Genomic DNA, 24241 nt, shown 5'->3' with positions numbered 1-24241 from the left:
CGTCCCGACGGCGAGTCCAGCGCCCGCACGGCACGCGAAACGGCGGGCCACCGGAGAACCGGTGACCCGCCGTCGCGGAACGTCGGGGTGTGGCTCAGCCGTTGCCGGCGCCGTTGCCCGCGAGGACCGAGATGTCGTCCAGGATGTGCGAGAGCGGCTCGTCGCCCTTGGCCTGGGTGCTGTTCTCGACGCACTGCTGGTTCTGCGGCGCGGACAGGATCGGGATGTCCTGGACGCCGACGTTGAGGAGCGCGACGAGCGACTGCACGTTCGCCTTCACCGGCAGACCGACGCACGGCTTGTTCAGCGAACCCTGGACCAGCGAGAGCTGCGGGCTCATGTCGCCGAAGGTGGCCGAGTTGCCGAACTCCGACGAGGCGCCGTTGCCGCTGGCCGACGTGGTGCCGCTGTCGTCGCCGATGGCCAGCGCCTGCGGGGCGGTGACGGCCGCGAGGCCGGCGACCGAGGCGGCGAGTGCCGCGGATGCCCACAGCTTCTTCATGTTCGTTCCCTTCGAAAGGCGGACTCCGGGGGAGGAGCTGCGTGATCGACAACGCCCGCAACCCGCCCGGGGTTGCGTGCTGTGCCCCGATCGGCCCAGCGCGCCGGGCACGGCGGACGCACGCCCCTCAGGTGCACGCGTACGCGCTCCCGCGCACCGGCACCGTGCTGCCGAGCACGGTCGGGGGATCGGCGGGCCGCGGGTCGTCGCCCTCGGAGACCAGCGGCTGGTCCCTGCGCACCTTCGCGAAGAGCTCGTCCGCCTTGTGCTCGTCCCAGGTCAGCGCCGCGCCGATGCCCAGGGACGCCGGGGCGAACCCGCTGATCGGCACCGTGGTGAACTCCGTGGCCGAGGCGGGCAGACCGCGCAGCGCGACCGCCTCCTGGACGAGTTCGTTGACGGAGAAGCCCTGCGGACCGGACCCGAGCAGCGTGCGCACCAGGTGCAGCGCACGCCCCGGGTCGCGCAGCAGGTCGCGCATCTGCAGCCCGCGCCAGGCCTGCACCAGGAACCGCTGCTGGCGCTGGATGCGGCCGAGGTCGGCGCTGGAGTCGACGTGCCGTGACCGGACGTACTGCAGGGACCGGCCGCCGTCGAGCCGGTGCTTTCCGGGCGCGAGGTCCAGCGCGGTCGCGGAGTCGTGAAGCCGTCGGGGCGTGCACACCTCGACGCCGCCGGCCTCGTTCACCGTGTCCATGAAGCGCCGGAAGTCGACCTGCACGAACCGGTCGACGTTCACCCCGGTCATCGACTCCACGGTCGCCACGGCGAGCTCCGGGCCGCCCTCCTGGAAGGCCGTGTTGAGCTTCGCCGGATGCGGCGGGCGCTCCCTGGCGTCCGGCCCCTCGCGGTAGGGCGGGATCTGCGCGGCGGAGTCGCGGGGCATGCCGATCACGCTGACGCGGTCCCGGTGGGCCGACAGATGGATCAGCATCAGGACGTCCGTGCAGCCGCAGGGCCGGCCGCCGGCATGGAACCGCTGCTTCTCGGCTTCGCTGATGGTGTCCCGTTCGTCGGTTCCCATCAGCAGGATGTTCATCGCACGCGGGGCGTGTTCCTCGCCGGGCGGCCCGGAGACGCCGAGCAGCGCCCCCGTGCAGGCGAGGACGACTCCGGGAATCGCCAGGCGGCGGGGCCAAGGGTTTCTCTTCACCGTCACGCGCCGCACGTTAGAACAGCGGGCCGCCGATGATCCGGCGGCCCGCTGTCCGGGCGGAGAATCCACCCCGGGGCTCAGGAAAAGAACCCGTTCACCACGTCGGACTCAGTGGTTGGCGGCACCGTTGCCCGAGAGGGCGGAGATGTCGTCCAGGATGTGCGACAGCGGCTCGTCGCCCTTGGCCTGGGTGCTGTTCTCGACGCACTGCTGGTTCTGCGGCGCCGACAGGATCGGGATGTCCTGCACGCCGACGTTGACGAGCGCGAGGATCGACTGCACGTTGGCCTTCGCCGGCAGGCCGATGCAGGGCTTGTTGAGGGAGCCCTGGACGAGCGCCATCTGCGGGCTCATGTTGCCGAAGGTGGCCGAGTTGCCGAACGACTGGCTCGCGCCGTTGCCGCTGGCGGAGGTCGTCCCGCTGTCGTTGCCGATGGCGAGGGCCGGAGCCGCTGCGACGGCGGAAGCGCCGACGACGGAGGCGGCGACCGCGGCGGTGGCCAGTACCTTCTTGATCACTTGTAAGTCCCTTTCGTGAAAACCCCGTCCACCGGAGCGTTCTGGTTAACCCACGATCCGTGTTTTGGTTCTCCGGCTTCACTCCGATGGCCCATCGGAGTGAACGTGGCCGGGCGTGTCGGCGAAATCGATCGGGTGACGTGCCGCAACCAAACCCGGGACTTCCGGTTGGTTCGGTGGCAGGCACATGGTCCTGGCCCGGAGCTCAGGACAGGGAAAGGAATAGCGAAATGCTGAAGAAGGCAATGGCCGCGGCTGCGGTCGCCGCTTCCGTCATCGGAGTGTCGGCGGCTGCCGCCCCCCAGGCGCTTGCCATCGGGGACGACGCGGGCACCACCTCCGCCAGCGGCAACGGGGCGCACGAGGCGTTCGGCAACTCGGTGACCAAGGGCGACATGAGCCCCCAGGCGACCCTGGTCCAGGGCACCGCCAACAAGCTCTGCGTGGGCCTGCCGGTCAAGGCCGACGTGCAGTCGCTCGTCGCCGTCCTCGCGAACATCGGCGTCCAGGACATCCCCGTCCTGTCCGCCCCGCAGAACCAGCAGTGCGCCGAGAACAGCACCCAGGCCAAGGGCGACGAGCCGCTGTCGCACATCCTGGACGACATCTCCGCCCTCTCGGGCAACGGCGCGGCCAACGGCTGACGTCCCCCGGCGCCGCCCGCCGCACGGTCCGTCCCTCATCCGGCGGCCGTGCGGCGGACGTGTTTTTCGCACCCCGATTCCGGCCGGTGCTCCGGGAGTTGTCCGTGAGCTGTCCCGCCGTCCGGGTGAACCGTTTCCTCGCTGATGCGCCCGACCCGCCGATCATATGAATGCGTTCGAGTGAATTCCCGCGCGCCGCGTGTTCCCGGGTTTCTTCGCCCGTCTATCTGTCGTTTGCAGCCTGCGAGTCATGGTGCGAGCCCTTCCGGTTGCGCTCGCTCGGTTTCGACCGTCATCTGGGCATGACCGCAGAGAAGGGAAACTCATGAAGAAGTGCGCTGCTGTTGTCGCGGGTCTGGTCCTGGCCCTGGGTGGGGCCGCCCCCGCCTTCGCCGACGCCGGTGCCAACGGCGTGGCCGTCGGCTCGCCCGGGTTCCTGTCGGGCAACGTCGTCCAGGTTCCGATCCACATCCCGGTCAACGTGTGCGGCAACTCGATCAACGTGATCGGGCTGCTGAACCCGGCCGCGGGCAACATCTGCGTCAACGACTGACGCCGCGTCACGCCGGCCGCTGACGGCCGGTCCGAGGCCGGCCCTGGACGACTCCGCGTGGTCCAGGGCCGGCCTTTCCCACTTCTCCGAGCAGGAAGACAACGGAATTGCGACAGACCCTGAGCAGGGGAATGGTCGCGGCAGCCGCCGCGACGAGCATTCTGTCCCTGTGCGGGGGCGGGTACGCCCTCGCCGACTCGCAGGCCGAGGGGGCCGCCGCGCAAGCGCCCGGAGTCCTCTCGGGCAACCACGGTCAGGCGCCGGCGCACGCCCCGGCCAACGCCTGCGGCAACACGGTCGACGCCGTCGCGGCGCTCGCCCCCGCGTTCGGCGCCGACTGCGCCGACGCCTCGGCCGCCCACCGGCGCAGCGCCCGCACCGCACCCGCCGACGACGACTCCGGCTACGGAGGCCCGGGTCAGGAGGACTCCGGCTACGGGGACTCCGACGACGGGGACTCCGGTTACGGCGACTCGGGTTACGGCGACTCCGGGTACGGGGACTCCGGGTACGGGGACTCCGGCGACGGCGACTCCGGTTACGGCGACTCCGGGTACGGGAACAACGGGCCGGAGGAGGACTGCGGAGGCTACGGCGACACGTGCGGCGGCGGGGGCCACGGCACGCCGGGCGGCGGCCACTCGATGCCTCCTGGTGGTGGGCACAGCAGTCCGCCCGGTGGTGGCCACTCGATGCCTCCCGGTGGTGGGCACAGCAGTCCGCCCGGTGGTGGCCACTCGATGCCTCCCGGCGGCGGCCACAGCAGCCCGCCCGGTGGCGGTCACTCGTCTCCTCCGGGTAGTGGGCACAGCAGTCCGCCGGGAGGTGGACATTCGTCTCCGCCCAGTGGGGGCCACTCGACTCCTCCCGGCGGCGGTCACTCGTCCCCGCCCGGTGGCGGTCACAGCAGCCCTCCCGGCGGCGGTCACTCGTCCCCGCCCGGTGGTGGTCACAGCAGTCCGCCCGGTGGGGGTCACTCGTCTCCTCCCGGTGGTGGTCACAGCAGTCCGCCCGGTGGCGGGCACTCGTCTCCTCCGGGGGGTGGGCACAGCAGTCCGCCCGGTGGTGGGCACAGCAGTCCGCCGGGAGGTGGGCATTCGTCTCCTCCCGGTGGTGGTCACAGCAGTCCGCCCGGTGGCGGGCACTCGTCTCCTCCGGGGGGTGGGCACAGCAGTCCGCCCGGTGGTGGGCACAGCAGTCCGCCGGGAGGTGGGCATTCGTCTCCTCCCGGCGGTGGCCACAGCAGTCCTCCCGGCGGCGGTCACTCGTCCCCGCCCGGCAGTGGCCACAGCAGTCCTCCCGGCGGCGGTCACTCGTCCCCGCCCGGTGGTGGGCACAGCAGTCCTCCCGGCGGCGGTCATTCGTCCCCGCCCGGTGGCGGGCACTCGACACCGCCCCCGCACGGGGGTCACAGCTCGCCTCCGTCCGGGGGCGGGCACAGCACACCGCCCGGGGGCGGGCACACCACGCCTCCGTACGGCGGCGGCGGTGGCGGCGGGCACGACCGGCCGCAGCTGCCGCACACCGGAAGCGACAGCGCGGCGCTGCTGGCCGCTTCTGGGGTGAGCGCCGCGCTCATCGCGGGCGGCGCCGTCCTGTACCGGCGGGGCAAGGGCGCCTCGCGGCGCTGAACGCCGAGGGTGCCGCACGCTCCCGCGTCCGGCACCCTCGCGCCGTCCCGCCTCAGCCCCGTACGGCCTGTGCCGCCCCGCGCCGGCCCGGCGCCGGGATCGCCGCGTCCGGCAGCCCGGTGCGCAGCCTGCGCCGCACTCCGCGCACGAGGGTCCCCGCCGTGAACGTCGCGCCGTGGACGAAGCGCATCGCCGGACCGAATCCCGCCGCCGTCACCAGGCCGGCCAGGAACAGGCCGGGGTGGGACGACTCGAAGTCCCGGCCGACCTCGGGGGAGCCGTCGGCCACCACGGCCAGCGAGTCGCGCAGTGCGGGGGCGAGCAGACCGAGCCGGTCGCGGGTCGCCCGGAAGCCGGTGGCCGCGATCACGTGCTCGGTCTCGACGCGGCCCGAGCCGGTCACCTCCAGCCGCACCCCGCCCGGCACCGCCCGCGCCGCCGTCACCTCGTGGCCGAGGAGCACCTCCACGGAGCCCTCCACGCGGTCGCGCACCCACCACGCGCCGGCCGGTCCGAGCGCCGTCGCCGCGATCCGCGCCCGGGTCGGCTCCGGCAGCCTGCGGTACAGGCCGGGGCGTTCGGCGTAGAACCAGTTGCGCCAGCCGCAGCCGAGGCCGCTGTGCGGCGAGCGGGCCGACCGCCACCACGGCCGTTCCCAGGGCGGCGGTACGTCGTTCCAGCCCAGCCGGCCGGCGCGGGCCAGGACCCGGACGCGGGTGCCCTGTTCGGCGAGGAGCGCGGCCGTCTCCAGGGCGGCCTGGCCGCCGCCGATCACCGTGACGTCCCGGCCGCGGAACCGTTCGAGATCGCCGTGGTGGCTGCTGTGCGTGACGAGGTCGCGGGGCAGGGCGCGCAGGGCGGCGGGGATCTCGGTGAACGGCAGGACGCCGACGGCGAGGGCGACCGTCCTGGCCCGCACCGTCTCGCCGTCCTCGGTGACCGCCTCGAAGAAGCCGGGCCGGGCGGCGATCCGGGTCACCGTGCGCTCGTCCACCTCGGGGACGGCGTTGCGGGCGAACCACAGCCCGTACCCGGCGAACATCTCCACCGGGATCGGCTGTCCGTGGCGTGCCGCCGTGCCGCGGGTCGCGCAGTACGCGTCGAGTCGCCAACGGCCCGCCGGGTCGGAGAGGTTGGAGGCCCACGGCTCGGACTTCAGGAACATCCCGGCCGGCATGTTGTCGCGCCAGGAGGCCATCGGCCGGCCGAAGACGCGCAGGCTCAGCCCCGCGTCCGCGGCGTGGGAGGCGATGGACAGGCCGTACGGGCCCGCGCCCACCACCAGCAGGTCGTACATCAGCATCTGCTCGCTCTCTCGTCGTCGGTCGGTTCGGCCGGGGCCGCGTCCGGGGCGCCGTCCGCGTCCGGCAGGCCCGGCAGGCCGGTCAGGGACGGCGCGGGCGGCGGCGACTGGCGGACCACGCGGGGCAGGTCGCCGCTCACGCGCGCCGCGCCCGGCCGGGGGAGCCGGTCCAGCAGCCGGCGGGCGACGTGGGAGCCCCACAGGCCCCACAGGGCGCGGCCGGGTGCGGTGTCGTCGTGCGCGTGCCAGGCCAGCTCGCGGTTGTGGCGCGGGGTGCGCAGCGCGGCGAGCGGCGCGTAGTTCTCCACGACGAACGCCCGGCCGGGCTGCGGCGTCCGCGGCGGCAGCGGACGGTGGGTCAGGTCGAGGTGCTGGGCGCGGACGACGTCGAGGCCGGCGGCGTCGGCGAAGAGCCGGAACTGGGCGCCGGGGCGGGGGTTGAAGTCGAGCAGGTGGTAGGCGCCGGTGCTGCCGCAGCGGCGGAAGTCGAGGTCGAGGACGCCCCGGTAGCCGAGGCTGTCGGTGAGCCGCTCGGCCTGCGCCTCCACCTGCGGGTTGTCGGTCCACTCGCCCACCGCCGTCAGACCCGCCCCGCGCGGCCAGGCGCACAGCTTGCGGCCGGGGCCGCCGGCGGCGAGCGTGCCGGAGCGGTCGGCGTAGCCGTGGAAGAACCAGTCGCGGTCCGGGCCCGGCGGCAGGAACGTCTGCAACAGCAGCCTGCTGCCCGCTTCGTCGGTGCGCAGGTAGAGGTCGCGGGCCTCCTGGGTGGAGCGCACCACGACCGTGCTGCGCAGTCCCGAGCCCGCGGGCAGCAGCCAGGGGCGGCTCCACTTGGCGACCACCGGCAGGCCGAGGCGCCAGGCGGCGGAGGCGGCCTGGGAGGCGCTCTCGGGGATCAGGGTGACCGGGTGCGGCACGTCCGCCGCCGCGCACAGTCCGGCCAGTTCGGCCTTGTCGGCGACGAGTGCGGGCACATGGCGCGGTTGCGGGGGGAGCAGGTAGGCGGGCGTCAGTTCGGCGCGCAGCGCGCTCACGGCGACGGCGCCCGCGTCGTCCATCGGGATCAGCACGGCGGGCCGTTCGACGCGGGCGGCGACCCGCAGCAGGGCGGCGGCGATGTCGGCGGGGGCGGCGCTGGGCGGCGGCGGGGGGTGCAGCCCGGTCACGAACCGGGAGGCGCGTACGGGGCTTCCCGTCGAGTCGGCGACGACGTGCACGTCGACTCCGGCCCGGCCGAGCGAGCGCACGGCGCCCAGCGTGCCGTGGTGAAAGGGATTCCGGTCGATCCGCAGGAGGACGGCGGGGACGCGGGGGTCGAGGGGCGACTGGGGCATGTGGTCGTTTTCCTTCGGCTCGTTTCACCGGAACGGGCGATCGAGAAACTCGAAAGCCCTAACGGCGGTGGCGTGATTCCTTTTCGTATGACTTTCATATGACTGAGTGTCAGTAATGCGCGGGCAGTGCGCGTTACGCGAAAGTGGAGAAAGGAGCAGGCATGGCTCCACAACAGCGACGCGCACGGTCCCGCAGGCTGGCCGTCGTCGCGGCGGCGGTCGCGGCATCCGCCGTCCTGGCGTCCGGACCCGGATTCGCCGCGGGCGCGGGGGTGGTGCGGGTCGCCGATCCTCCCGCTCCCACCCCGACCGCTCCGGCGCCCGCCGCACCCGACCCGGCCGTCCCCACGCCGGGCGTCACGCCGGCCCCGCCGGCCGCACCGGTGACGCCGAGTCAGAGTCCGGACGCGTCCGGAGAGTCCGCCGCACCTGTCCCGTCCGGCGCGTCCGCCGCACCCGCCCCGTCCGACGGGTCCGCGTCCCCGTCCCCGTCCCCGTCCGGCGCGGCCGCCGGGCCGGCCCCCGCCTTCGGCGCCTACCTCGACTACGGCGCCCGGGGCGTGGCCCGGATCGCCGAGCTCAGCGAATGGCTGGGCGGCTCGAAGCTGCGCGTCGGCCACACCTACCTGCCGGGCGACCGCTGGCACAACATCGAGGGCCCGCCCGGCTTCCTCGACGTGTGGGCCGACTGGCGGCTGGAGCAGGACGACCGGATGCTCGTCCTCAACGTGCCCATGATGGAGCGCAACGAGGAGGGCGTCTCCGACGCCGAGGTGCGCCGGCTGCTGCGGCAGGGCGCGGCCGGGGACTTCGATCACCACTTCAGGGCGCTCGCCCGCAGGCTGGTCGCGCTGAAGGTGCCGGACACGGTGATCGTGCTGGGCTGGGAGATGAACGGCATCACGTACACCCATCGCTGCGGGCCGGACCCGGAGGCCTGGAAGAAGTACTGGAACAGGATCGTCTCGACGATGCGTTCGGTGCCGGGCCAGAGATTCCGGTTCGACTTCACGCCGACCCGCGGCAAGGATGCCGTTCCCTGGACCGAGTGCTATCCCGGGGACGACACCGTCGACATCCTGGGAATGGACTCCTACGATCAGCCGACCGGCCTGTCCTTCGACGAGCAGGTGAAAGAACCGTACGGACTCCAGGCGCACGTGGATTTCGCCAAAGCCCACGGCAAGCCCATTTCCTATCCCGAATGGGGACTCTTCCGCAACGGTGACAACGCCGAGTACATGCGGCGCATGATCGCCTGGATGGACGAGCACAGGCCGCTGTACAACACGCTGACCGACTACTGCCCGCACGGCGTGTGGCAGTGCCGGCAGAACCCCCGCGCGTCCGAGGTCTACCGCTCGCTGCTGTCCGGCCGCCTCGACGGGCCGAGCACGCCGCCGACGACCCCGGCGCCCTCCCAGGAACCCTCCGTGGAACCGACGGTCCCGCAGCCTCCCACCACCGACCCGACCGGCGAACCCCCGGCCGACTGCACGCCGATGGACCTCGGCGACTGGGTCGAGTACTGGCTCGGCGGCAAGCTCTGCTTCCGCCTGGACTGGTTGCCGGGCAAGGGATGAACCGCGGTGCGGTGGCGGCAGGCCCGCGTCAGGACCTGCCGCCACCGGCCCGCTCCCTCCGCTGCTCCAGACGGAGCAGCAACTCCTTGCCGCGGCGGCGGGCGGCCACGTCGCACACGGCGGCCGACAGCAGCGGGGCGGTGCGCCGACGGGCCAGCAGCAGCCGCTGGTTGACGACCGGTTCGGGCCGCCAGTGGTGCTTGTACGGCTCGTCCCCGCGCAGCAGGCTCAGCGCGGCGCGCCCCCCGTCCCGGGTGTGCTCCGCGCACGCGTCCAGCAGCATCACCGCGACGTCCGCCTTGCTCTCCCGCAGCCGCGGATGGGCGCCGTACAGGTACCCCCCGGCCAGCCGTCGCGACAGCAGGGTCAGGTCGACGGCCACGACGTCGTCGTCCAGCCGGAACTCGGTCACCACCGCGTCCCCGGCGCGCACCATCGGCCCCACCGAGCGCACCAGGTGCTCGCAGAAGCGGGAGCGCAGGTGTTCCCCCGTCACCTTGCGGCCCTGCCACTGCAACTCGTGCAGTTCCAGCAGCCGCCGCAGCGCCGAGTCCACCTCCTCGGGACACACCGCTTTGCGCTGCACGCCGAGCGCGGTCAGCTTGCGCAGCTTGGCGCGCACCCGCTGGGCCTTCGCCGACGGCAGCCGCGCCACCAGGTCCTCCATGGCGACGGCGGGCAGCTCCAGGCACACCGAGTCGCTCACCCGCCGGCGCGGCCCGTGCCAGCGCTCGTAGACCTGCTCCACCGCGCCGCCGGGCCGCACTTCACGGAAGTCGATCAGCGCGGTCCGGGCGACCCCGGCGAGGCCCTCGGTGAGCGCGGCGACGGCCCGCTCGCCGTGCTCGTCGTCGACGAGGACGTCCCCGTAGTCGGAGATCGCCCCGCCGAGCGGCACGAGCGCGGGCAGCGGCCGGCGGACGGCCGTCAGCGGGGCCGCCGCGACCAGCTCACCGCCGTCGCGGACCAGCAGCAGCCGCAGCCGCCCGCGCCGGCCGTAGGAGAGCCACCACGAGTGCAGCCAGGCGTGGCTCTGGAACGGCGTGGCCGTCGCGCACCGCCGGTACAGCCGCCCCCAGGCGGGCGCGAGGTCGGCGAAGACCCGCTCGTCGGTGACGAGTTCGGTGGTGAGCGCCGGTTTCACAGCGCTCCGTGGGCGTCGGCGGCCAGCGCCGGGCCGGGGACGGCGGCCGGACGTCCGGCCTCCTCCTGCGAGCGCCGCCTCGGCCGCACCAGCAGGAGCAGCCCGCCGAGCAGCCCGCCCGCGCTCGCCCCGACCAGCCCGGTCACCGTCGGGGACGCCGAGGAGGGCGCGGTCGGCCGCACCGCGCGGGCGAACTGCTGCAAGTCGACGTTGGTGGCGGCCTCGGCGCCCTTGGCGTGCTGGGTCAGCGCGCGGGTGACCGCGTTGGCCATGTCGGCGGCGAGGTCGGCGCGCGGGGAGGTCGCCGTGATCGCGACCATCGGGGCGTCCGGCGAGGTCGCCGTCTGCACGTTCTGCTGGAGCGTCTTCACGGGCACGCCCGCCCACACCTGGGCGTCGCCGAGCACGGCGAGCTGGGTGGCGACCCGGCCGTAGGCCTGCGCGAAGCCGAGCGCGGACGCCGGGTCCGACTTGGCCGTCGGGACCGCGACGACATAGGCGGTGGCCGTGTAGACGGGCGGCTTGACGACTCCGTAGGCGCCGCCGAGCAGACCGCCTGCGACGACGCCGGCCGCGAGCAGGGACCACGGCGGCAGCGTCTTGGCGCGGCGCAGGGCGGCAGGGCGACGGGGGTTCTCGGTCATGGGGAACTGACTCCCTGGGGTGTCGGGGAAGCGGAGGACGACCGGGGTGGTCCGGACAGGGCGGCCGCGTACACGTCCATGAGCTGGGCGGCGCTGCGGGTGATGTCGTAGTGGCGGGCGGCGTCCGGGGCGGTGCGCGGGCCGGGGGCCGCCGGGTGCGTCTCGGTCAGCGCGCGGACGACGGCCTCGGCGCCGCCGCTCACCCGGCGGGCGCCGGCCGGACACGCGGGCAGGTGGTCGATCGCGGGGCAGGAGGCGTAGAGCACGGGGAGCCCCGAGGCGAGCGCCTCCACGGCCGCGAGACCGAAGGTCTCCTCCGGCGAGGGGGAGACGAACACGTCCATGGCGCTGAGGAGGGACGGCAGGTCGGGCCCCGGCGTGCCGTCGGGGACGCACGGGCGCTCCCCGGCGAACAGGACGCGGTCGGCGACCCCCGCCTCGTGGGCGAGGCGCCGCAGCACGCTCTCCTCGGGCCCGCCCCCCACCAGCAGCAGCCAGTGGTCGCCGGGGAGGCGGGCGAGGGCCCGGACGAGGACGTCGAAGCGCTTGCCGGCCGCGAGACGGCCCACCCCGCCGACGACGCGGGCGTCGTCCGGCAGCCCGAGCCGTCGCCGGGTGGTCCGCCGGGCCCGCGGGTCGAAGCGGAAGCGGGCCAGGTCGACGCCGTTGGGGACGACCTCGATCCGCGGGGCCGGCACGCCCCAGTCGAGCAGCCGGTCGGCGACCGTGGGGGAGACGGCGACCGTCGTGCGGCCCAGCCGCTCGCTCGCCAGATACAGGGCGCGCACCCCGGACGTCAGCGCGCGGCCCTCCAGCTGCGACTCGCCCAGCGAGTGCTCGGTGGCGACGACGGCGCGGACCCCGGCGAGACGTGCGGCCAGCCGGCCGTAGACACACGCCCGGTAGAGGTGGGTGTGCACCAGGTCGTAGCCGCCGGAGCGGATGATCCGCACCAGCCGGGGCAGCGCGCCCAGGTCGCGGTTGCCGGCCATGCCGAGGCAGACGACCCGGACCCCGTCCTCGGCCAGCCCGTCGGCCACCGAGCCCGGGTTCGTCAGCGTCACCACGTCGCACCGCGCGGGCAGATGCCGCAGCAGCAGCCGCAGTTGCTGCTCCGCGCCGCCGACGCCGAGCCCGGTGATGATGTGCAGCGCCTTCACCGCAGCCCCTCCACGGGCCGGCGGCGCAGCCGGTGCAGCCGGTACTTCAGATACAGCCGCAGCGCGTCGTCGTTCTGCCCGACGTGCAGCCGGGGGAGGGCGTGCGGGCCGTTCAGCGGGCCCGGGTCGATCGCGCAGGCGTAGGCGTAGCCGGCCTCGCGCACGGCGTCCACGGCCCGCCGGTCGATCGTCCCGTACGGGTAGCAGAATCCGTCGGGCGCGGCGCCGAGCAGCTCGGCGAGGACGGCCCGGCTCTCGACCGTCTCCGTCTTGAGCGCGAGGTCGTCGGCCGCGGTCAGGTCGACGTGGGTGAGTCCGTGCGAGCCGATCTCGACGCCCTCGTCGGCCGCGCGGCGGACGCCGTCCGCGGTCAGCAGGGGCTTGCGCGGGCCCAGCGGATCCCAGGCGTTGTCGCCGCCGAACCGGCCGGGCAGCACGAAGAGGGTGGCCGTGCAGCCGTTGCGGCGCAGCACGGGCAGCGCGTCGGTGAGGAAGTCGGCGTACCCGTCGTCGAAGGTGAGGCCCACCAGGCCGCGGCCCTCGCCGCGGCCGCGGGCGGCGAGCAGTTCGCCCACGGAGACGCCCCGCAGCCCGCGCCGGCGCAGCCACCTCAGCTGCTTCTCCAGCCGCTCGGGGGTCACCGTGATGCGGTAGGGGTCCTCGGAGCAGTCCCCCACGGAGTGGTACATCGCCACCCACGGGACGGCGGTGGGCGGGCGGTGGTCAGGAGCGGCCATGGGAGAGCCTCCGGGTCGCGGAACGTACGGAGTGGAGTGCGCGGACGATGCCCTGGGCGCGCAGAGCCCGGCCCAGGGACAGGAAGACGACGGCCACGGTGAGCCCGCCGACGACGAGCCCGAGGAGCGCGTCGTCGCACCGGCCGGCGGCGAACATCCCGGCCAGGGTGGCCACCAGGGCGGCCCGTACCGGCCGGCTCAGTTCGCGCAGCACGCCCCGGACGTCGACGGGCACGCTGCGCGGTCCCATCCCGGCCAGCAGGACCAGGGCGGTGACGGTGATGCCGGTCGCGTTGGCGGCGGCGATCCCGTACACCCCCCAGGTGTGGACGCTCCAGGCGCCGAGCCAGGAGGTGACGACGATCCCGCCGGCCATCGCGCCGACCGGGTACCAGGTGCCGCGGCCGGCCGAGAAGTAGGAGCGCACCAGCACGCCGGTCAGGGTCTGGCCGAGCAGTCCGAGCGCGTACACCCGCATCAGTCCGGCCGTGGCCGCGGTGTCCCGCGCGGTGAACGCGCCCCGCTGGAACAGCACCTCGATCATCTGGGGCGCGCAGGCGACCACCGCCGCCGTGCCGAGCAGCACGATGCACGCGGCCAGCGCCAGGTCCCGTTCCACCCGGCCGCGGGCGCGGGCGACGTCGCCTTCGGCCAGCGCCCGCGCGACGACGGGGAAGGTGACCGTGCACACCATCACCGACAGGATCATCGGCATCTGCGCGACCTTCTGCGCGTAGTTGAGGTGCGAGATCGCGCCGGCCGGCAGCTGCGAGGCGAGGAAGCGCTCGACGAGGACCTGCGACTGCCGGCACAGCGCGAACAGCAGCACCGTCGTGAGGAGCGCGGTGTCGAGGGGCCGGGGGGCCTCGTGCGCGACGGCCCGCTCCCCGTCCCCGGCCTGCCGCCTCAACCGCCGTACGAGGGAGGGGAGTTGCACGAGGACCATGAGGAGCCCGCCGACCGCGACCCCGGCCGCCGCCGACCGCACCCCCCAGCGGCCGCCGAGCGCGTACATCCCGGCGATGATGCCGACGTTGTAGGCCACGTAGATCGCCGCCGGGGCGACGTACCGCCGGTGCGCCCGCAGGGCGGCGCTGCAATAGCCGGCGAGCCCGAAGCTCACCGCGCAGGTGGCGGTGAGCCGGGTGCAGTCGACGGCGAGCGCGGGGTCGGGCAGGCCGGGCGCGAGGGCCCCGACGAGCTGCGGCGCGATGCCGATCAGCAGGGCGCCCACCGCGACGAAGGCCAGCGACAGCCGGGGGAGCGTGCCGGCGACCAGGGCGCGCACGGGGTCGCCCGGCTCGCCCCGGGAACGGCGGGCCAGCGCCATGCTGAACGCCGGGATCAGCGCGAACGCCAGTCCGTCCTCGATGAGCAGGGTGGCCGCGAACTCGGGCACGGTCCACGCGACGAGGAACGCGTCCGTGTCACTGCCCGCCCCGAACAGCCGGGCCAGCGCCTGGTCCCGGAGCAGCCCCAGCAGGGCCCCGGCCACCGACAGCCCGGCGGTGACGAGCGCGGCCCGGGCGAGAAACCCCCGGGACACCACGGGAAGATCCCCGCCGCCCGGCCCCCCGACCCCGGCAGCAGGCGTGACGGCCCCACCGGGCCCGACGGCCTCCGCGGCATCGGCCGTCCCGACCGCCCCGTGCGCCCCGCCCGCCTCCACCACCCCACCGAGAGCACCGGCCACCTCGAGAGTCACGGCCTCACCGGCCGGCTCGGCCGCCCCGGCCGCATCGGCCTTGCCGGCCGACTCCATCGTCTCGGCGGTGCCGGTCGCCCAGGTGGTCTCGGTCGCCTCCCGCTCCGTCTCGGCGGTGGCCTGCCCGGACTGTGTGGCGTCCCGGGCCGGCGGTACGGACGGGGGGCCGTCCGTGCGAGGCGTCCGGGGAGGCGTGACGGTCATCGCGCGAGCGCCTCCTCGCGGCCGTCGGCGCCGACCAGCGCCCACCAGGCCACGGCGCCGAAGACGACGGCCGTCAGAACGGTCGACGGCCCGCCGATGTCGGCGTACACGAAGTCGATCAGCTGCCAGACCAGGAGGCCGCAGGCGACGAGCGCGCAGTCCAGGCCGGGCCCCGCGCGCCGCACGCGGGCCCAGCCGCGCAGCCCGCGGGCCAGCATCGCCAGCCAGCAGCCCGCCAGGGCGAGCAGCCCGATCAGCCCCTGCTCGGCCAGGACGAGCAGGTACATGTTGTGCGGGGACAGCAGCGGCTGCCGGACGAAGCCCGAGCCCGCGCCGTCGGTGTCGCTGCCGGAGGACAGGGCGAGCGACGCGTGCGCGTCCCGGTGCTCGGGGAAGCCCTTCAACCCGACGCCGGTGAGCGGTCGTTCGCGCCACATGCCGACCGCGGCCGCCCACAGCGTGTACCGGTCGGTGACCGACTGGTCGGGGGCGTCGGCGACCTGGGTGATGCTGTCGACGCGCTCCTGGAGCATCGCCGAGCCGACCCCGAGGCCGCCGACCAGGATCACCCCGGCCGCCAGGCCCACCGCGCCGATCGTCAGCGCCCGCCGCAGGCCCGCGAGGGCCAGCTGGATTGTGCAGGTCAGCGCGGTCGCGATCCACGCGCCCCGGCTGAAGGACAGGGCCAGCGGCACGAGCAGCGCCAGGGCGCAGCCGACGGCGACCGCCCGCTGCCGTGCCCGTGCCCCGCCGAGCGCCAGACCGAGCGCGCAGACCAGCCCGAACGACACCACGGTCGCCATGCCCATCACGTCCTGCGGCCCGAACGTGCCGACCGCCCGGATCGTCTCGCCCTGGTACGAGGCTCCGGTGGCGGTGACGAACTGGTGGACGCCGACCGCCCCCTGCCAGCCCGCCAGCGCGACGAACGACCAGGCCAGCACCCGGAAGTCGGCCCGGTCGCGGACCAGGAGCACCACGGCCGCCGGGACCAGCACGAAGATCTGCAGGTAGCGGCCCAGGCCGGTGAGGCCCGCGCCCGGCGAGGAGGCGCCCATCGCGGCGAGCGCGAGGCCCGCGACCGGCAGGGCGAGGAGCAGCGCGGCCGTCCGGGACAGCGGACGCCGTCGCTGCCGCAGCAGCCGCACCGCGCAGAACAGCACGACCAGCGCGGACAGCGCGTCCGCCGGTCCGGCGCCCTCGCCGCCGGGCGCGGGCGGCAGGCCCAGCAGGGCGACCACGGCGACCACGGGCAGCACCGGGGACAGCGTCCGCGCGGCCGTCAGGGGCTGGGCGAGGGCCGGTCCGGAGGGCGCTCCGGGCTGCCCGCAGGACGGGCGGTCCGGATCCCCGTGCGCCGCGCCGCACGGTGCGGGGCCGCCCGCGTGGGCGTACGCGGGCGACCCCGACAGCACGGCGAAGCGCCGTGCCAGACGCCGCAGCGCGGGCGGGAAGGTCCGGACGGGTCCTTGGCTCATCGGCGGTTTCAGCTCCCGGTCGGTCGCACGAGGGCGGCCGCGGTGCGCAGCAGGATGCACACGTCCTGCCACAGCGACCAGTTGTCGATGTACGCGTTGTCGAAGCGGGCCCGGTCCTCGATCGAGGTGTCGCCGCGCAGCCCGTGCACCTGGGCGAGGCCGGTGATGCCGGTCTGCATGCGGTGGCGGGCCGCGTAGCCGGGGTAGCTCTGGCTGAACTCGCCGACGAAGAAGGGGCGTTCGGGTCGCGGGCCGACCAGGCTCATGTCGCCGCACAGGACGTTCCACAGCTGGAGCAGCTCGTCCAGCGAGGTCTGGCGAAGGAAGCGGCAGAAGGGGCTCATCCGGCGCTCGCCGGCCACGCTCCAGCGGGTCGCGGCCTCGTGCTCGTCGACCGGGCGGTGGGTGCGGAACTTCAGCAGGGTGAAGGGCCTGCCGTCCTTGCCGATGCGCTCCTGCCGGAAGACGACGCCGGGCCCGTCGGTCAGCCGCAGCACGGTCGCGCACAGCAGCAGCAGCGGGCTCACCAGCAGCAGCAGCGTTCCGGAGACGGTGACGTCCAGCAGGCGTTTGCCGAGGCTGCCCCGGCGCCGGGCGCCCATGTCGAGGCGCCGGCAGGCGAACCCGGCGAGCTGCTCGCGGCTCGCGTACGAGGGCGTGTCGGCGTCGATCTCCCACACCGTGCAACCCGACTCGGCGAGCGCCCGCAGCAGCGGGCCCTGCACGCCGCGCACGGCCGGGTGGACGCACAGGACGTCGCGGACGCCGTTCTGGATGAGGGCCCGCTGCACCTCCTGACCGGTGGTCAGCACCGGCAGTCCGTCGGCGCCGTCGGGGTTCTCGGTCACGATCCCCACCGGGCGGATCCCGCACCGGGGGTGGCGCAGCACGGCGGCCGCCACCCGCTGCGCGGTCGTGGCGGGCCCGATGACGAGCGCGGCGCGCGGGCGGCGCAGCAGCGTCCGCCGCCGCCGCAGATGGACCACCGCACGGCCGGCGCAGCAGGCGGCGGCCTGCGCCGCGCAGCCGAGGAGCAGGGTGCGGGCGGAGAGCGCGTGCGCCGGGTTCCACGCCCCGACGGCCGCGGCCAGCGCCAGCCAGCCGACGGCGATCCGGCCGCAGAGCACGGGCAGTTCGTCGAGCACCCCCGTCACCGGGCGGCTCCGCTGCGGACGCAGCAGCATCGTCGCCGCCACCAGCAGGGCCGTCAGGAGCGGCCGGTGCTGCGCGCCGGTCAGCGCCGCCGCGCCGGCCAGCGCGGCGAGGCCGTCGGTGAGCAGCAGCGGCAGCGGGGACGCGGGCCGTGCGGCGGGCCGTCGGGCGGGGAACCTGAATCCCGTCGCGCTTCCCCGGCGCGGGATGACCGAGACGGACGAGTATCCGGGCTGCGCGCCAGGAGAGGGGACGGTGCTTTCCGCAGTCACGAGTGGATGGACTCCCTGCACTCGGTGGGCGCGACGGGCGCCCCTTGTGTGGTCGTGAGCAGCTCGCGGTAGACGCCCGCCACCCTCTCGGCCGTGTGCCGCACGTCGTGCGTGGCCAGGACGTGCCGGCGCCCCTGGTGGCCGAGCGACTCGCGCAGCAGCGGGTCGAGGAGCAGTGCGGTGACGGCGTCGGCCAGCGCCGCGGGGTCGTCGGCGGGCACCAGGCAGCGGGACGCGAGGGCGTCCGGCAGGCTCTCCCGGGCCCCGTCCACGTCGCTGACGACCACGGCCCGCCCGCAGGCGAGCGCCTCCAGCGGGGCCAGTGCCATGCCCTCCCAGCGGGAGGGCAGCACGACCAGGTCGGCGGCCTGGTACCAGGGCACGGCGTCGGCGACGGACCCGGTGAACAGCACCGACTCCGGGGCCCCGCGCCGCAGTCGCTCCGCCTCCGGGCCGTCGCCCACCAGCGCCAGGCGGGCGCCGGGCGTGCGGCGCGCTACGGCGTCCCAGGCCCGCAGCAGCACGTCCTGCCCCTTCTGCCGGCACAGCCGCCCCACGCACACCACCAGCGGGGCGGCCGCGTCGAGCCCGGGAAGCAGGGCCGCGCGCACGGTGTCGACGGGGGCGGGGTGGAAGCGCCCGGTGTCGATGCCGTTGGGGACGACGCTCCACCGTCCGGGAATCCGGGCGCGTTCACCGGTCGCGCGCTCGGCGTCGCTCACGCAGAGCACCCGGTCCGCCCAGCGCGCCCCGAACCGCTCCCAGCGCAGCGCGAGCGCCGCGGTCGTGCCGCCGACGGCCTCGAAGGACCAGGCGTGGGGCTGGAACACGGTCGGGATCCGTCCGCGCAGCGCGAGCCGGCCGGCCAGCCCGGCCTTGGCGCTGTGCGCGTGCACCAGGTCGGGGCGTACCTCGTCGAGCAGGCGTGCGAGGCGCCGCACCTCGCCGGGGAGCGAGGGGCCGGGCGGCCGGGACGCCGCCCAGTGCCGGGCCTCCGCGCCCAGGGCCCGCAGCTCCCCGGCCAGCGGGCCGGCCGGGCAGGCCACCGTGACGTGCAGACCGGCCGCGAGCTGGGCCCGCGCCAGGTCCGTCACGACCCGGGCGACCCCGCCGTCCACGGGCTGGGTGAGGTGCAGGACCCGGGTTCTCCCGGCGGGTTCTGGCTGGTGCATTGCGCGGTTTCCTCGCTCACGGTGGCGCTCGGGACGTGCGGGTACGCGCCTGACTACTTCTTCCGTGTGTCGACGGCGACGAAGAGCGCCCCGGCCCACGCCGCGTCCCGGTGGGCAACGAGCCGAACCGTCAGCTGGTCACCGCCGGATCGCAAACCCCTGCGCAGATCGAACACGTCGGAGTCGTAGCCCAGGGTGTTGGCGTACGCCGGTACACGCGCTCCCGGAGCCTCCCCCGGCTCGCTGATCGTGGAATTCAACACATCGTCAGATGGATTGACCGGGTCCGTGAGCGCGACGGCCGCCCGGCCACCGGTCGACAGCATGAGCGAATCACCCGAACGGCCGCGGTCGCCGTCGTAGGCGACCAGCCCGGCCCGGCCGCCCGCGCCCGCCGGGATGCGCAGTCCGCGCAGCCGGATCTCCTTGCCGGCGGGGGCGTCGAGAGCGTCGAAGCCGTCCCACACGGACAGGTCCCGCAGCGGCTCGGCCGGGTTCTCGTAGGCCACGACCAGCGTCCAGCCGCCCCAGGCCCCGGTCGCCGACCTGCCCATGGCGACGTTGACCTGTGCGACCGTGTAGAGGCCCCGGCCGCTGGCGCGGACCAGCTTCGTGACGTCCGCGGAGGCCTGGAAGGCGTCGGCGCCGTGGGCCGTCCGGTGGCCGACGACGGTGTCGGCGAGCACCGCCTTGTACGCGCCGCCCGGCTCGGCGATCAGCACCCGCCCGTTGTCCCTGGGCGGCTTCTGCTCGCCGACGCGCAGGTTGCCGCCCCAGTACAGCCGCGCGTACGACACCCGCGCGCCCTGGGGCAACCGGACCTCGGCGCGGGAGGAGTTGTAGGTGTTGGGGTCGTCGTCGACGTCGACGTAGAACATGTCGAAGTCGTTGTTGCGCGCCGCCCGGCCCGCGCGCACGGCCGGGCAGTCGGGGGCCGGGCGGGCCGCCGGAGCGGCGCGGCAGCTGATGGCGGCGTTGGCCGCGCGCACGATCCCGCCGTGCTGGGTGGAGTGGTAGCGCTGGGTGAAGGGGAGACGGGGGGCCTCCGCGGCCGGCGGCGCGCCGGCGGCCCGGGCGCCGCCCGGCGCCCAGAGGGCGGCGAGGGCGAGGACGCCGACCGCGGCGCGACGCAGCGTCGGACCCAGGGAATTGCGCATGACCGGCATGCCCTTTCGTGCGATTTGCTTGCTATAGGCGTGCGTCGGATGGGGCGCAACTCTAACCGCTGTCCGGATTAATCCCCTGAAACCGGACAACAGTGTCGGTATGGTGAACCTCGATACCCGGCGACATCACTCATTCGGCCGCACAACCCCCGTGAGCCCCACGCGTTGACTTCAGCGCCGGGCATCCCCGCCCGGGTGTCTGTGTCAAAACCCCCAAGGAGCACCTCTCCATGTCGCGTATCGCGAAGGGCCTGGTCCTGACCTCCGTTGCCGCCGCGGCCGTCGCCGGCGCCTCCGGCATCGCCGCCGCCGACAGTGGCGCGAACGGCGTCGCCGAGCACTCCCCGGGCGTGCTGTCGGGCAACGTCGTCCAGGTTCCCGTCCACATCCCGGTCAACGTCTGCGGCAACACGATCAACGTGATCGGCCTGCTGAACCCGGCGTTCGGCAACACCTGCGTCAACGACTGACGTCACCTCCCCGAGAGGTCACGACACGTCATTCGCCGAACGGCCGCCCTCCTGACAGGAGGGCGGCCGTTCGCGTGGCCGTGGCCTTGCCCCGGACGGGGGAACCGGCCCCCACCCGCCCGACGGGCCCCGGCACGCCCCCCATCAGGCGCGATGCCGGTCCGGCGGCCCCTGGAATGTCACCCGGTGCGACGGTTGTGTTGCGGGGTGCGACGGCGCTTTGCACGGTGAGCACGAGACCCGACGCAATCGAAAGGATTTCCCATGCGTGGTCTGCCCGTACGGCGTATCGCTTCCACCGCACTGTGCGCCTCCCTGGTCCTCGGCCTCGCCGCACCCGCCGCCATGGCGGCCGACGGCGCCACCGCCCGCGAGCGCGTCGCAGCAGCCTCCGATGCGCCCGTTCCCGGCAGCGCCGCGCTGCTCGCCCAGGGCAAGGGCCTCGGTGATCTGAGCACCGTCCTCGCCCCCGTCACCCAGACGCTCACCACCGTCCTCAAGGCCGACGAGGGCCGCCTCACCCCCGGCGAGGCCACCCGGCTCGGAGACGCCGTCAAGACGGCCGTCGCCAAGATCACCGCCGAGACCCCCGTCGCCCCCGCCGCACCCGCCGCACCCGCCGCCGTGCCGCCCGCCCTCGCCAAGGGGCCCGACAGCGGCGCCAAGGCCGCGGCCGACCCGGTGTCCGACGCCCTCGCCGCCGTGCAGAAGGCCGTCGACGCGCTGCTCGCGGCCGCCACCTCCCTGGACGTCGGCCAGATCGTGTCGGCGGTCGGCGGCGTCCTGGACGGCCTGCTCGACCTGCTCTCCTCCACCCTGGACGGACTCGGCCTGAGCCTGCCGGCCCTGCCCAGCCTGCCGGCCGAGGCGGCCCAGGCCCCGGCGACGCCCGCGCTGCCGCCCCCGCCCCCGCCCACCGGCTGACCGCCCGCCCCGGCGTGACCGCCGGCCGGGCGTCTCCCCGCCCGGCGTTCCGCACCGCCGTCTCCGCACCCCGGCATCTCCACCGCCGGGGTGCGGAAATTTTCCGCGTACCCGGTTTCCGCACCCGACAGGCCTCGTTAGACACGACGTCAGAACGTGCCCCGGCGACTTGAGCCGCCGAGTCGCCGAAGAAAGGAACCCGATGAAGTCCCTGAAGGCCGCCGCTGTCGTCGCCGGATCCGTGGCCCTCGCCGGCCTGGCCGCGCCCGCGTTCGCCACCCCCGCCGACCTCACGCCCACCAGCCTCAACGGCGCCGTGGACACCCTGGCCAGGGGGCCGGTCAACCTGGAGGACGCCATGCCGCTCCAGCACCAGTCGGACGCCCTCGACACCGAGAACAAGGACTCCGTGCTCAGCACCGTCAAGGGTGCGGCGGGCGCGCTCAACACCCACAACCCGCTGCTCGGCGGACTGCCGCTTCAGGGCTGAACCGCCCCTGCCGCCAGGGCCGGACCGTCACCGACGGACCGGCCCTCGCCCATGTCCGCAAGGCCCCGGATGCCACGGCGCGGCCAGTCGCGGCCGCCCGGGTGACACGGCGCGGCGCGGGCGCTGTTCGAGGGGAGTCGAGCGGGCCGTCCCTCGTTCGTGTGGAGCGACCCGCCGGCGTCCCCCGGTCGGGTGAGAACACGTCAGGCGGCCCGCCGACCCGCCGATAGGGTCGCGCGGTGACCTCAACCCCAAGCGCAACCCGCCCCTTCCGCGTGGCCGACCTGGGCACCCTCGTCGTGATGCCGTGGAGCGGCGAGGCCTCCGACGGCCGTGACATGCCCTACCTCCTCGCCTACTCCCTCGGCGACACCGCGGACGGGCCCGAGGGGACGGCCGCCGCCGTCGCACGGTTCCTCTCCGACAACGGCATGCCCGTCGGCGGCGACGTCGTCGACGGCACCGAGCGGCCCAGCCTGCCGTTCAGCCTGCTCGTCGAGTCCGGCGCGGCCGTCCTCAACATGCCGGGCCTCAACGCCCAGTGCCTGCCGCCGGCGGAGTGGCTCACCGCCGTCGCCGAGCGCGGCTACGCCTACCTCGTCCTCACCGCCCGTGCCTGGCCGGAGGCGACGCCCGGACGCGCCGTCGCGCCCGAGGCGCTGGCCGCGTTCGCGGGCGCCGAGGAGACCCTGACGGCGGCGGCGCACATCGTCCTGCCCGCCCGCCGACTGCGCGGCTGATGCGGCGGCCGCAGCCGGTCGCCGTGGGCGGCGGCCGCGCGTTCGCCCTGCTGCTGGTCCTCGCCGGAGCGGCCGGGCTGCTGGCCTCCTGGGTCATCACCCTCGACGAGTTCAAGCTGCTGGAGGACCCCGGCTTCACACCGGGGTGCAGTCTCAACCCCGTCGTCTCCTGCGGCAGCGTCATGCGCAGCGACCAGGCCTCGGTGTTCGGGTTCCCCAACCCGATGCTGGGCCTGGTGGCCTACGGGACGGTGCTGTGCGTCGGGGCGAGCCTGCTGGCCCGGGCCGTCTTCCCCCGCTGGTACTGGCTGACGTTCACCGCCGGCTGCCTCTTCGGCGTCGGCTTCGTGTCCTGGCTCCAGTTCGAGTCGCTGTACCGGATCAACGCGCTGTGCCTGTGGTGCTGCCTGGCGTGGGTCGCCACGATCCTCGCGTTCTGGTACGTCGTCGCCTTCGACGTGCGCAACGGCCACCTTCCGGCGCCGGCCGGCCTGCGGCACTTCCTCGACGACTTCACCTGGGCGCCCCCGCTGCTGCACATCGGGATCGTCGGCATGCTGGTGCTGACCCGCTGGTGGGACTTCTGGACGAGCTGACGACCGCGGCGTCCGCCGCCGCGGTGGTACCGCCCGGCGCCGGCCCGCCCTTCGCGCCGAGCCGCGCCGGTTCGGCGGTATGGCGGTAGCACTATTACGGCACCCGGGGGAATTGTGAACTGATGCCGATTTCCGGCTCGTTACCCGGTACGGACGCACCGCCCCCCCGAATCTCCACCGAAAGGGCCCGTACCCGAGATGAAGTCGACCACCCGAGGAACCCTCGCCGCCGTGCTCACGTGTGTGGCGGCCGCGGCCGGCGCCGCCGTCTGCGCGAGCCCGGCATCCGCCGTCGGCACCGTCCCCGTCCCCGTGCCGCTGGACGGCGTCGAGAAGTCCCTCAACGTGGAACTGCCCACCATCGGCGGCGAGATCCCCCTGCCGACGCCGGGCGCGCCCGAGGGGCCGCGCTTCGTCGAGGGCCGCCTCATCCCGGAGCGCGTCGTCCCGCAGCTGCCCGTCGCCGCCGGACTGCCGGGCCTCGGCGTACGGGCGCCCCTTCCGGAGGTGCTGGGCGACCGGTTCAACCACGTCGGCCTGGACGCCCCCGCCTCCGACCTGCGCACGCTGGGCCCCGGCCTCGTCCTGGACGCGCCCCTCACCGCGCCCAACCCCGACCACTTCGGCCTGCCCGACCTGAAGCTGCCCGAGGCGGGCGTGATCACCCCCGTACTGCAGGCCGTGCCCGGCGCGGACCTCGGCGTGGACCGAGGGCTGTAGCAGAGGGCCGTAGAAGAGGGCTGTAGAAGAGGGCTGTAGCACTGCGGCCGACCGCCGCGGAACACGGGCCCGGACGCCGTCGTCCGGGCCCGTCGCCGTACCCGGATCCCGCCGCCGGGGCGGCCCGCCAGAAAAAGGCCGCCTGAACGGGCCCCCGGAACAGGCCTCCGGAACCGGCCGCCGGAACAGGCCGTTCGGGCGCAGACGGTGACCAGGCGGCCCTCCCGGCGGTTAGCCCCACA

24 protein-coding genes are annotated in these 24241 nt (G+C 74.7%); 10 read left to right on the top strand and 14 right to left on the bottom strand.

Going from position 1 to position 24241, the window contains the following annotated elements:
- Positions 1-94: 94 nt before the first annotated feature.
- The 3 genes from OG802_RS12570 to OG802_RS12560 all read right to left on the bottom strand — a co-directional run bounded on the left by OG802_RS12570 (position 95) and on the right by OG802_RS12560 (position 2177).
- Positions 95-502 (bottom strand): rodlin, encoded by a 408-nt coding sequence (locus tag OG802_RS12570; RefSeq protein WP_329410075.1) that lies wholly within the window; start codon positions 500-502, stop codon positions 95-97.
- Positions 503-629: 127 nt separating this feature from the next.
- On the bottom strand, positions 630-1661 hold the full coding sequence (locus tag OG802_RS12565; RefSeq protein ID WP_329410073.1) for an LCP family protein: 1032 nt from the start codon (positions 1659-1661) through the stop codon (positions 630-632).
- 105 nt (positions 1662-1766) lie between these two features.
- Positions 1767-2177, bottom strand: a complete 411-nt coding sequence (locus OG802_RS12560) for a rodlin (protein WP_329410071.1) — start codon at positions 2175-2177, stop codon at positions 1767-1769.
- A 230-nt stretch (positions 2178-2407) separates the two neighbouring features.
- On the opposite strand from OG802_RS12560, the gene OG802_RS12555 reads away from it, so the two are divergent.
- The 3 genes from OG802_RS12555 (at position 2408) to OG802_RS12545 (ending at position 5005) form a co-directional block, all read left to right on the top strand.
- A complete protein-coding gene (locus OG802_RS12555; protein WP_329410069.1) occupies positions 2408-2821 on the top strand; it encodes a rodlin in 414 nt (137 codons plus the stop codon).
- Positions 2822-3146: 325 nt separating this feature from the next.
- Positions 3147-3374: a chaplin gene (locus OG802_RS12550; protein ID WP_329410067.1), complete on the top strand. Its 228-nt coding sequence runs from the start codon at positions 3147-3149 to the stop codon at positions 3372-3374.
- 131 nt (positions 3375-3505) lie between these two features.
- Positions 3506-5005: a chaplin family protein gene (locus tag OG802_RS12545; protein ID WP_329417031.1), complete on the top strand. Its 1500-nt coding sequence runs from the start codon at positions 3506-3508 to the stop codon at positions 5003-5005.
- Between the two features lie 52 nt (positions 5006-5057).
- Here OG802_RS12545 and OG802_RS12540 read toward each other — a convergent pair whose 3' ends face one another.
- Together OG802_RS12540 and OG802_RS12535 are read right to left on the bottom strand one after the other, a co-directional pair.
- Positions 5058-6302 carry an FAD-dependent oxidoreductase gene (locus tag OG802_RS12540; RefSeq protein WP_329417030.1) on the bottom strand — a complete coding sequence of 415 codons (1245 nt, stop codon included), beginning with the start codon at positions 6300-6302 and terminating at the stop codon, positions 5058-5060.
- Positions 6302-7642, bottom strand: coding sequence for a carboxylate--amine ligase (locus tag OG802_RS12535; RefSeq protein WP_329410065.1), 1341 nt, complete (start codon positions 7640-7642; stop codon positions 6302-6304). Before OG802_RS12535 ends, OG802_RS12540 begins: the two co-directional genes overlap by 1 nt.
- Positions 7643-7803: 161 nt before the next feature.
- On the opposite strand from OG802_RS12535, the gene OG802_RS12530 reads away from it, so the two are divergent.
- Complete coding sequence (locus tag OG802_RS12530; RefSeq protein ID WP_329410063.1) at positions 7804-9225, top strand: glycoside hydrolase family 26 protein; 1422 nt, start codon at positions 7804-7806, stop codon at positions 9223-9225.
- A gap of 28 nt (positions 9226-9253) precedes the next feature.
- Here the strand turns inward: OG802_RS12530 and OG802_RS12525 are convergent, their stop codons facing one another.
- The 9 genes from OG802_RS12525 to OG802_RS12485 are packed head-to-tail and all read right to left on the bottom strand — an operon-like array spanning position 9254 to position 20050.
- Positions 9254-10369, bottom strand: coding sequence for a GNAT family N-acetyltransferase (locus OG802_RS12525; RefSeq protein WP_329410061.1), 1116 nt, complete (start codon positions 10367-10369; stop codon positions 9254-9256).
- Positions 10366-11013: a lipopolysaccharide biosynthesis protein gene (locus OG802_RS12520; RefSeq protein ID WP_329410059.1), complete on the bottom strand. Its 648-nt coding sequence runs from the start codon at positions 11011-11013 to the stop codon at positions 10366-10368. The genes OG802_RS12525 and OG802_RS12520 overlap by 4 nt, the downstream gene beginning before the upstream one ends.
- On the bottom strand, positions 11010-12173 hold the full coding sequence (locus tag OG802_RS12515) for a glycosyltransferase (protein WP_329410057.1): 1164 nt from the start codon (positions 12171-12173) through the stop codon (positions 11010-11012). The genes OG802_RS12520 and OG802_RS12515 overlap by 4 nt, the downstream gene beginning before the upstream one ends.
- Complete coding sequence (locus tag OG802_RS12510; RefSeq protein WP_329410055.1) at positions 12170-12910, bottom strand: polysaccharide deacetylase family protein; 741 nt, start codon at positions 12908-12910, stop codon at positions 12170-12172. Before OG802_RS12510 ends, OG802_RS12515 begins: the two co-directional genes overlap by 4 nt.
- Positions 12897-14819 (bottom strand): murein biosynthesis integral membrane protein MurJ, encoded by a 1923-nt coding sequence (gene murJ, locus OG802_RS12505; RefSeq protein ID WP_329410053.1) that lies wholly within the window; start codon positions 14817-14819, stop codon positions 12897-12899. The genes OG802_RS12510 and murJ overlap by 14 nt, the downstream gene beginning before the upstream one ends.
- Positions 14816-16297 (bottom strand): O-antigen ligase family protein, encoded by a 1482-nt coding sequence (locus OG802_RS12500; protein WP_329410052.1) that lies wholly within the window; start codon positions 16295-16297, stop codon positions 14816-14818. The genes murJ and OG802_RS12500 overlap by 4 nt, the downstream gene beginning before the upstream one ends.
- A gap of 8 nt (positions 16298-16305) precedes the next feature.
- On the bottom strand, positions 16306-17721 hold the full coding sequence (locus OG802_RS12495) for an exopolysaccharide biosynthesis polyprenyl glycosylphosphotransferase (protein WP_329410050.1): 1416 nt from the start codon (positions 17719-17721) through the stop codon (positions 16306-16308).
- Positions 17718-18893 (bottom strand): glycosyltransferase, encoded by a 1176-nt coding sequence (locus OG802_RS12490; RefSeq protein WP_329410049.1) that lies wholly within the window; start codon positions 18891-18893, stop codon positions 17718-17720. The genes OG802_RS12495 and OG802_RS12490 overlap by 4 nt, the downstream gene beginning before the upstream one ends.
- Positions 18894-18946: 53 nt before the next feature.
- Positions 18947-20050 carry a DUF3344 domain-containing protein gene (locus OG802_RS12485; RefSeq protein WP_329410047.1) on the bottom strand — a complete coding sequence of 368 codons (1104 nt, stop codon included), beginning with the start codon at positions 20048-20050 and terminating at the stop codon, positions 18947-18949.
- A gap of 239 nt (positions 20051-20289) precedes the next feature.
- On the opposite strand from OG802_RS12485, the gene chpG reads away from it, so the two are divergent.
- The 6 genes from chpG to OG802_RS12455 all read left to right on the top strand — a co-directional run bounded on the left by chpG (position 20290) and on the right by OG802_RS12455 (position 23999).
- A complete protein-coding gene (chpG, locus tag OG802_RS12480) occupies positions 20290-20529 on the top strand; it encodes a chaplin ChpG (RefSeq protein ID WP_256919578.1) in 240 nt (79 codons plus the stop codon).
- A 264-nt stretch (positions 20530-20793) separates the two neighbouring features.
- Positions 20794-21453, top strand: coding sequence for a hypothetical protein (locus tag OG802_RS12475; protein ID WP_329410043.1), 660 nt, complete (start codon positions 20794-20796; stop codon positions 21451-21453).
- A gap of 202 nt (positions 21454-21655) precedes the next feature.
- A complete protein-coding gene (locus tag OG802_RS12470; RefSeq protein ID WP_256920957.1) occupies positions 21656-21943 on the top strand; it encodes a hypothetical protein in 288 nt (95 codons plus the stop codon).
- A gap of 239 nt (positions 21944-22182) precedes the next feature.
- Positions 22183-22683: a DUF5949 family protein gene (locus OG802_RS12465; RefSeq protein ID WP_329410040.1), complete on the top strand. Its 501-nt coding sequence runs from the start codon at positions 22183-22185 to the stop codon at positions 22681-22683.
- Complete coding sequence (locus OG802_RS12460; protein WP_329410038.1) at positions 22683-23279, top strand: vitamin K epoxide reductase family protein; 597 nt, start codon at positions 22683-22685, stop codon at positions 23277-23279. The genes OG802_RS12465 and OG802_RS12460 overlap by 1 nt, the downstream gene beginning before the upstream one ends.
- A gap of 198 nt (positions 23280-23477) precedes the next feature.
- Complete coding sequence (locus OG802_RS12455) at positions 23478-23999, top strand: hypothetical protein (RefSeq protein ID WP_329410036.1); 522 nt, start codon at positions 23478-23480, stop codon at positions 23997-23999.
- Positions 24000-24241: the final 242 nt, after the last annotated feature.

This window comes from Streptomyces sp. NBC_00704 (assembly GCF_036226605.1).
Classification (GTDB): Bacteria; Actinomycetota; Actinomycetes; order Streptomycetales; family Streptomycetaceae; genus Streptomyces.
The sequence above is the reverse complement of the archived record's forward strand: the minus strand, read 5'-3'. Positions and strand labels throughout refer to the sequence as shown.

Coding starts and splice junctions, on each gene's coding strand:
- OG802_RS12485 (WP_329410047.1), bottom strand. CDS start 20,050: ATGCGCAATTCCCTGGGTCCGACGCTGCGTCGCGCCGCGGTCGGCGTC.
- OG802_RS12460 (WP_329410038.1), top strand. CDS start 22,683: ATGCGGCGGCCGCAGCCGGTCGCCGTGGGCGGCGGCCGCGCGTTCGCC.
- OG802_RS12530 (WP_329410063.1), top strand. CDS start 7,804: ATGGCTCCACAACAGCGACGCGCACGGTCCCGCAGGCTGGCCGTCGTC.
- OG802_RS12475 (WP_329410043.1), top strand. CDS start 20,794: ATGCGTGGTCTGCCCGTACGGCGTATCGCTTCCACCGCACTGTGCGCC.
- chpG (WP_256919578.1), top strand. CDS start 20,290: ATGTCGCGTATCGCGAAGGGCCTGGTCCTGACCTCCGTTGCCGCCGCG.
- OG802_RS12570 (WP_329410075.1), bottom strand. CDS start 502: ATGAAGAAGCTGTGGGCATCCGCGGCACTCGCCGCCTCGGTCGCCGGC.
- OG802_RS12455 (WP_329410036.1), top strand. CDS start 23,478: ATGAAGTCGACCACCCGAGGAACCCTCGCCGCCGTGCTCACGTGTGTG.
- OG802_RS12555 (WP_329410069.1), top strand. CDS start 2,408: ATGCTGAAGAAGGCAATGGCCGCGGCTGCGGTCGCCGCTTCCGTCATC.
- OG802_RS12520 (WP_329410059.1), bottom strand. CDS start 11,013: ATGACCGAGAACCCCCGTCGCCCTGCCGCCCTGCGCCGCGCCAAGACG.
- OG802_RS12470 (WP_256920957.1), top strand. CDS start 21,656: ATGAAGTCCCTGAAGGCCGCCGCTGTCGTCGCCGGATCCGTGGCCCTC.
- OG802_RS12540 (WP_329417030.1), bottom strand. CDS start 6,302: ATGTACGACCTGCTGGTGGTGGGCGCGGGCCCGTACGGCCTGTCCATC.
- OG802_RS12510 (WP_329410055.1), bottom strand. CDS start 12,910: ATGGCCGCTCCTGACCACCGCCCGCCCACCGCCGTCCCGTGGGTGGCG.
- murJ (WP_329410053.1), bottom strand. CDS start 14,819: ATGACCGTCACGCCTCCCCGGACGCCTCGCACGGACGGCCCCCCGTCC.
- OG802_RS12550 (WP_329410067.1), top strand. CDS start 3,147: ATGAAGAAGTGCGCTGCTGTTGTCGCGGGTCTGGTCCTGGCCCTGGGT.
- OG802_RS12545 (WP_329417031.1), top strand. CDS start 3,506: ATGGTCGCGGCAGCCGCCGCGACGAGCATTCTGTCCCTGTGCGGGGGC.
- OG802_RS12500 (WP_329410052.1), bottom strand. CDS start 16,297: ATGAGCCAAGGACCCGTCCGGACCTTCCCGCCCGCGCTGCGGCGTCTG.
- OG802_RS12490 (WP_329410049.1), bottom strand. CDS start 18,893: ATGCACCAGCCAGAACCCGCCGGGAGAACCCGGGTCCTGCACCTCACC.
- OG802_RS12535 (WP_329410065.1), bottom strand. CDS start 7,642: ATGCCCCAGTCGCCCCTCGACCCCCGCGTCCCCGCCGTCCTCCTGCGG.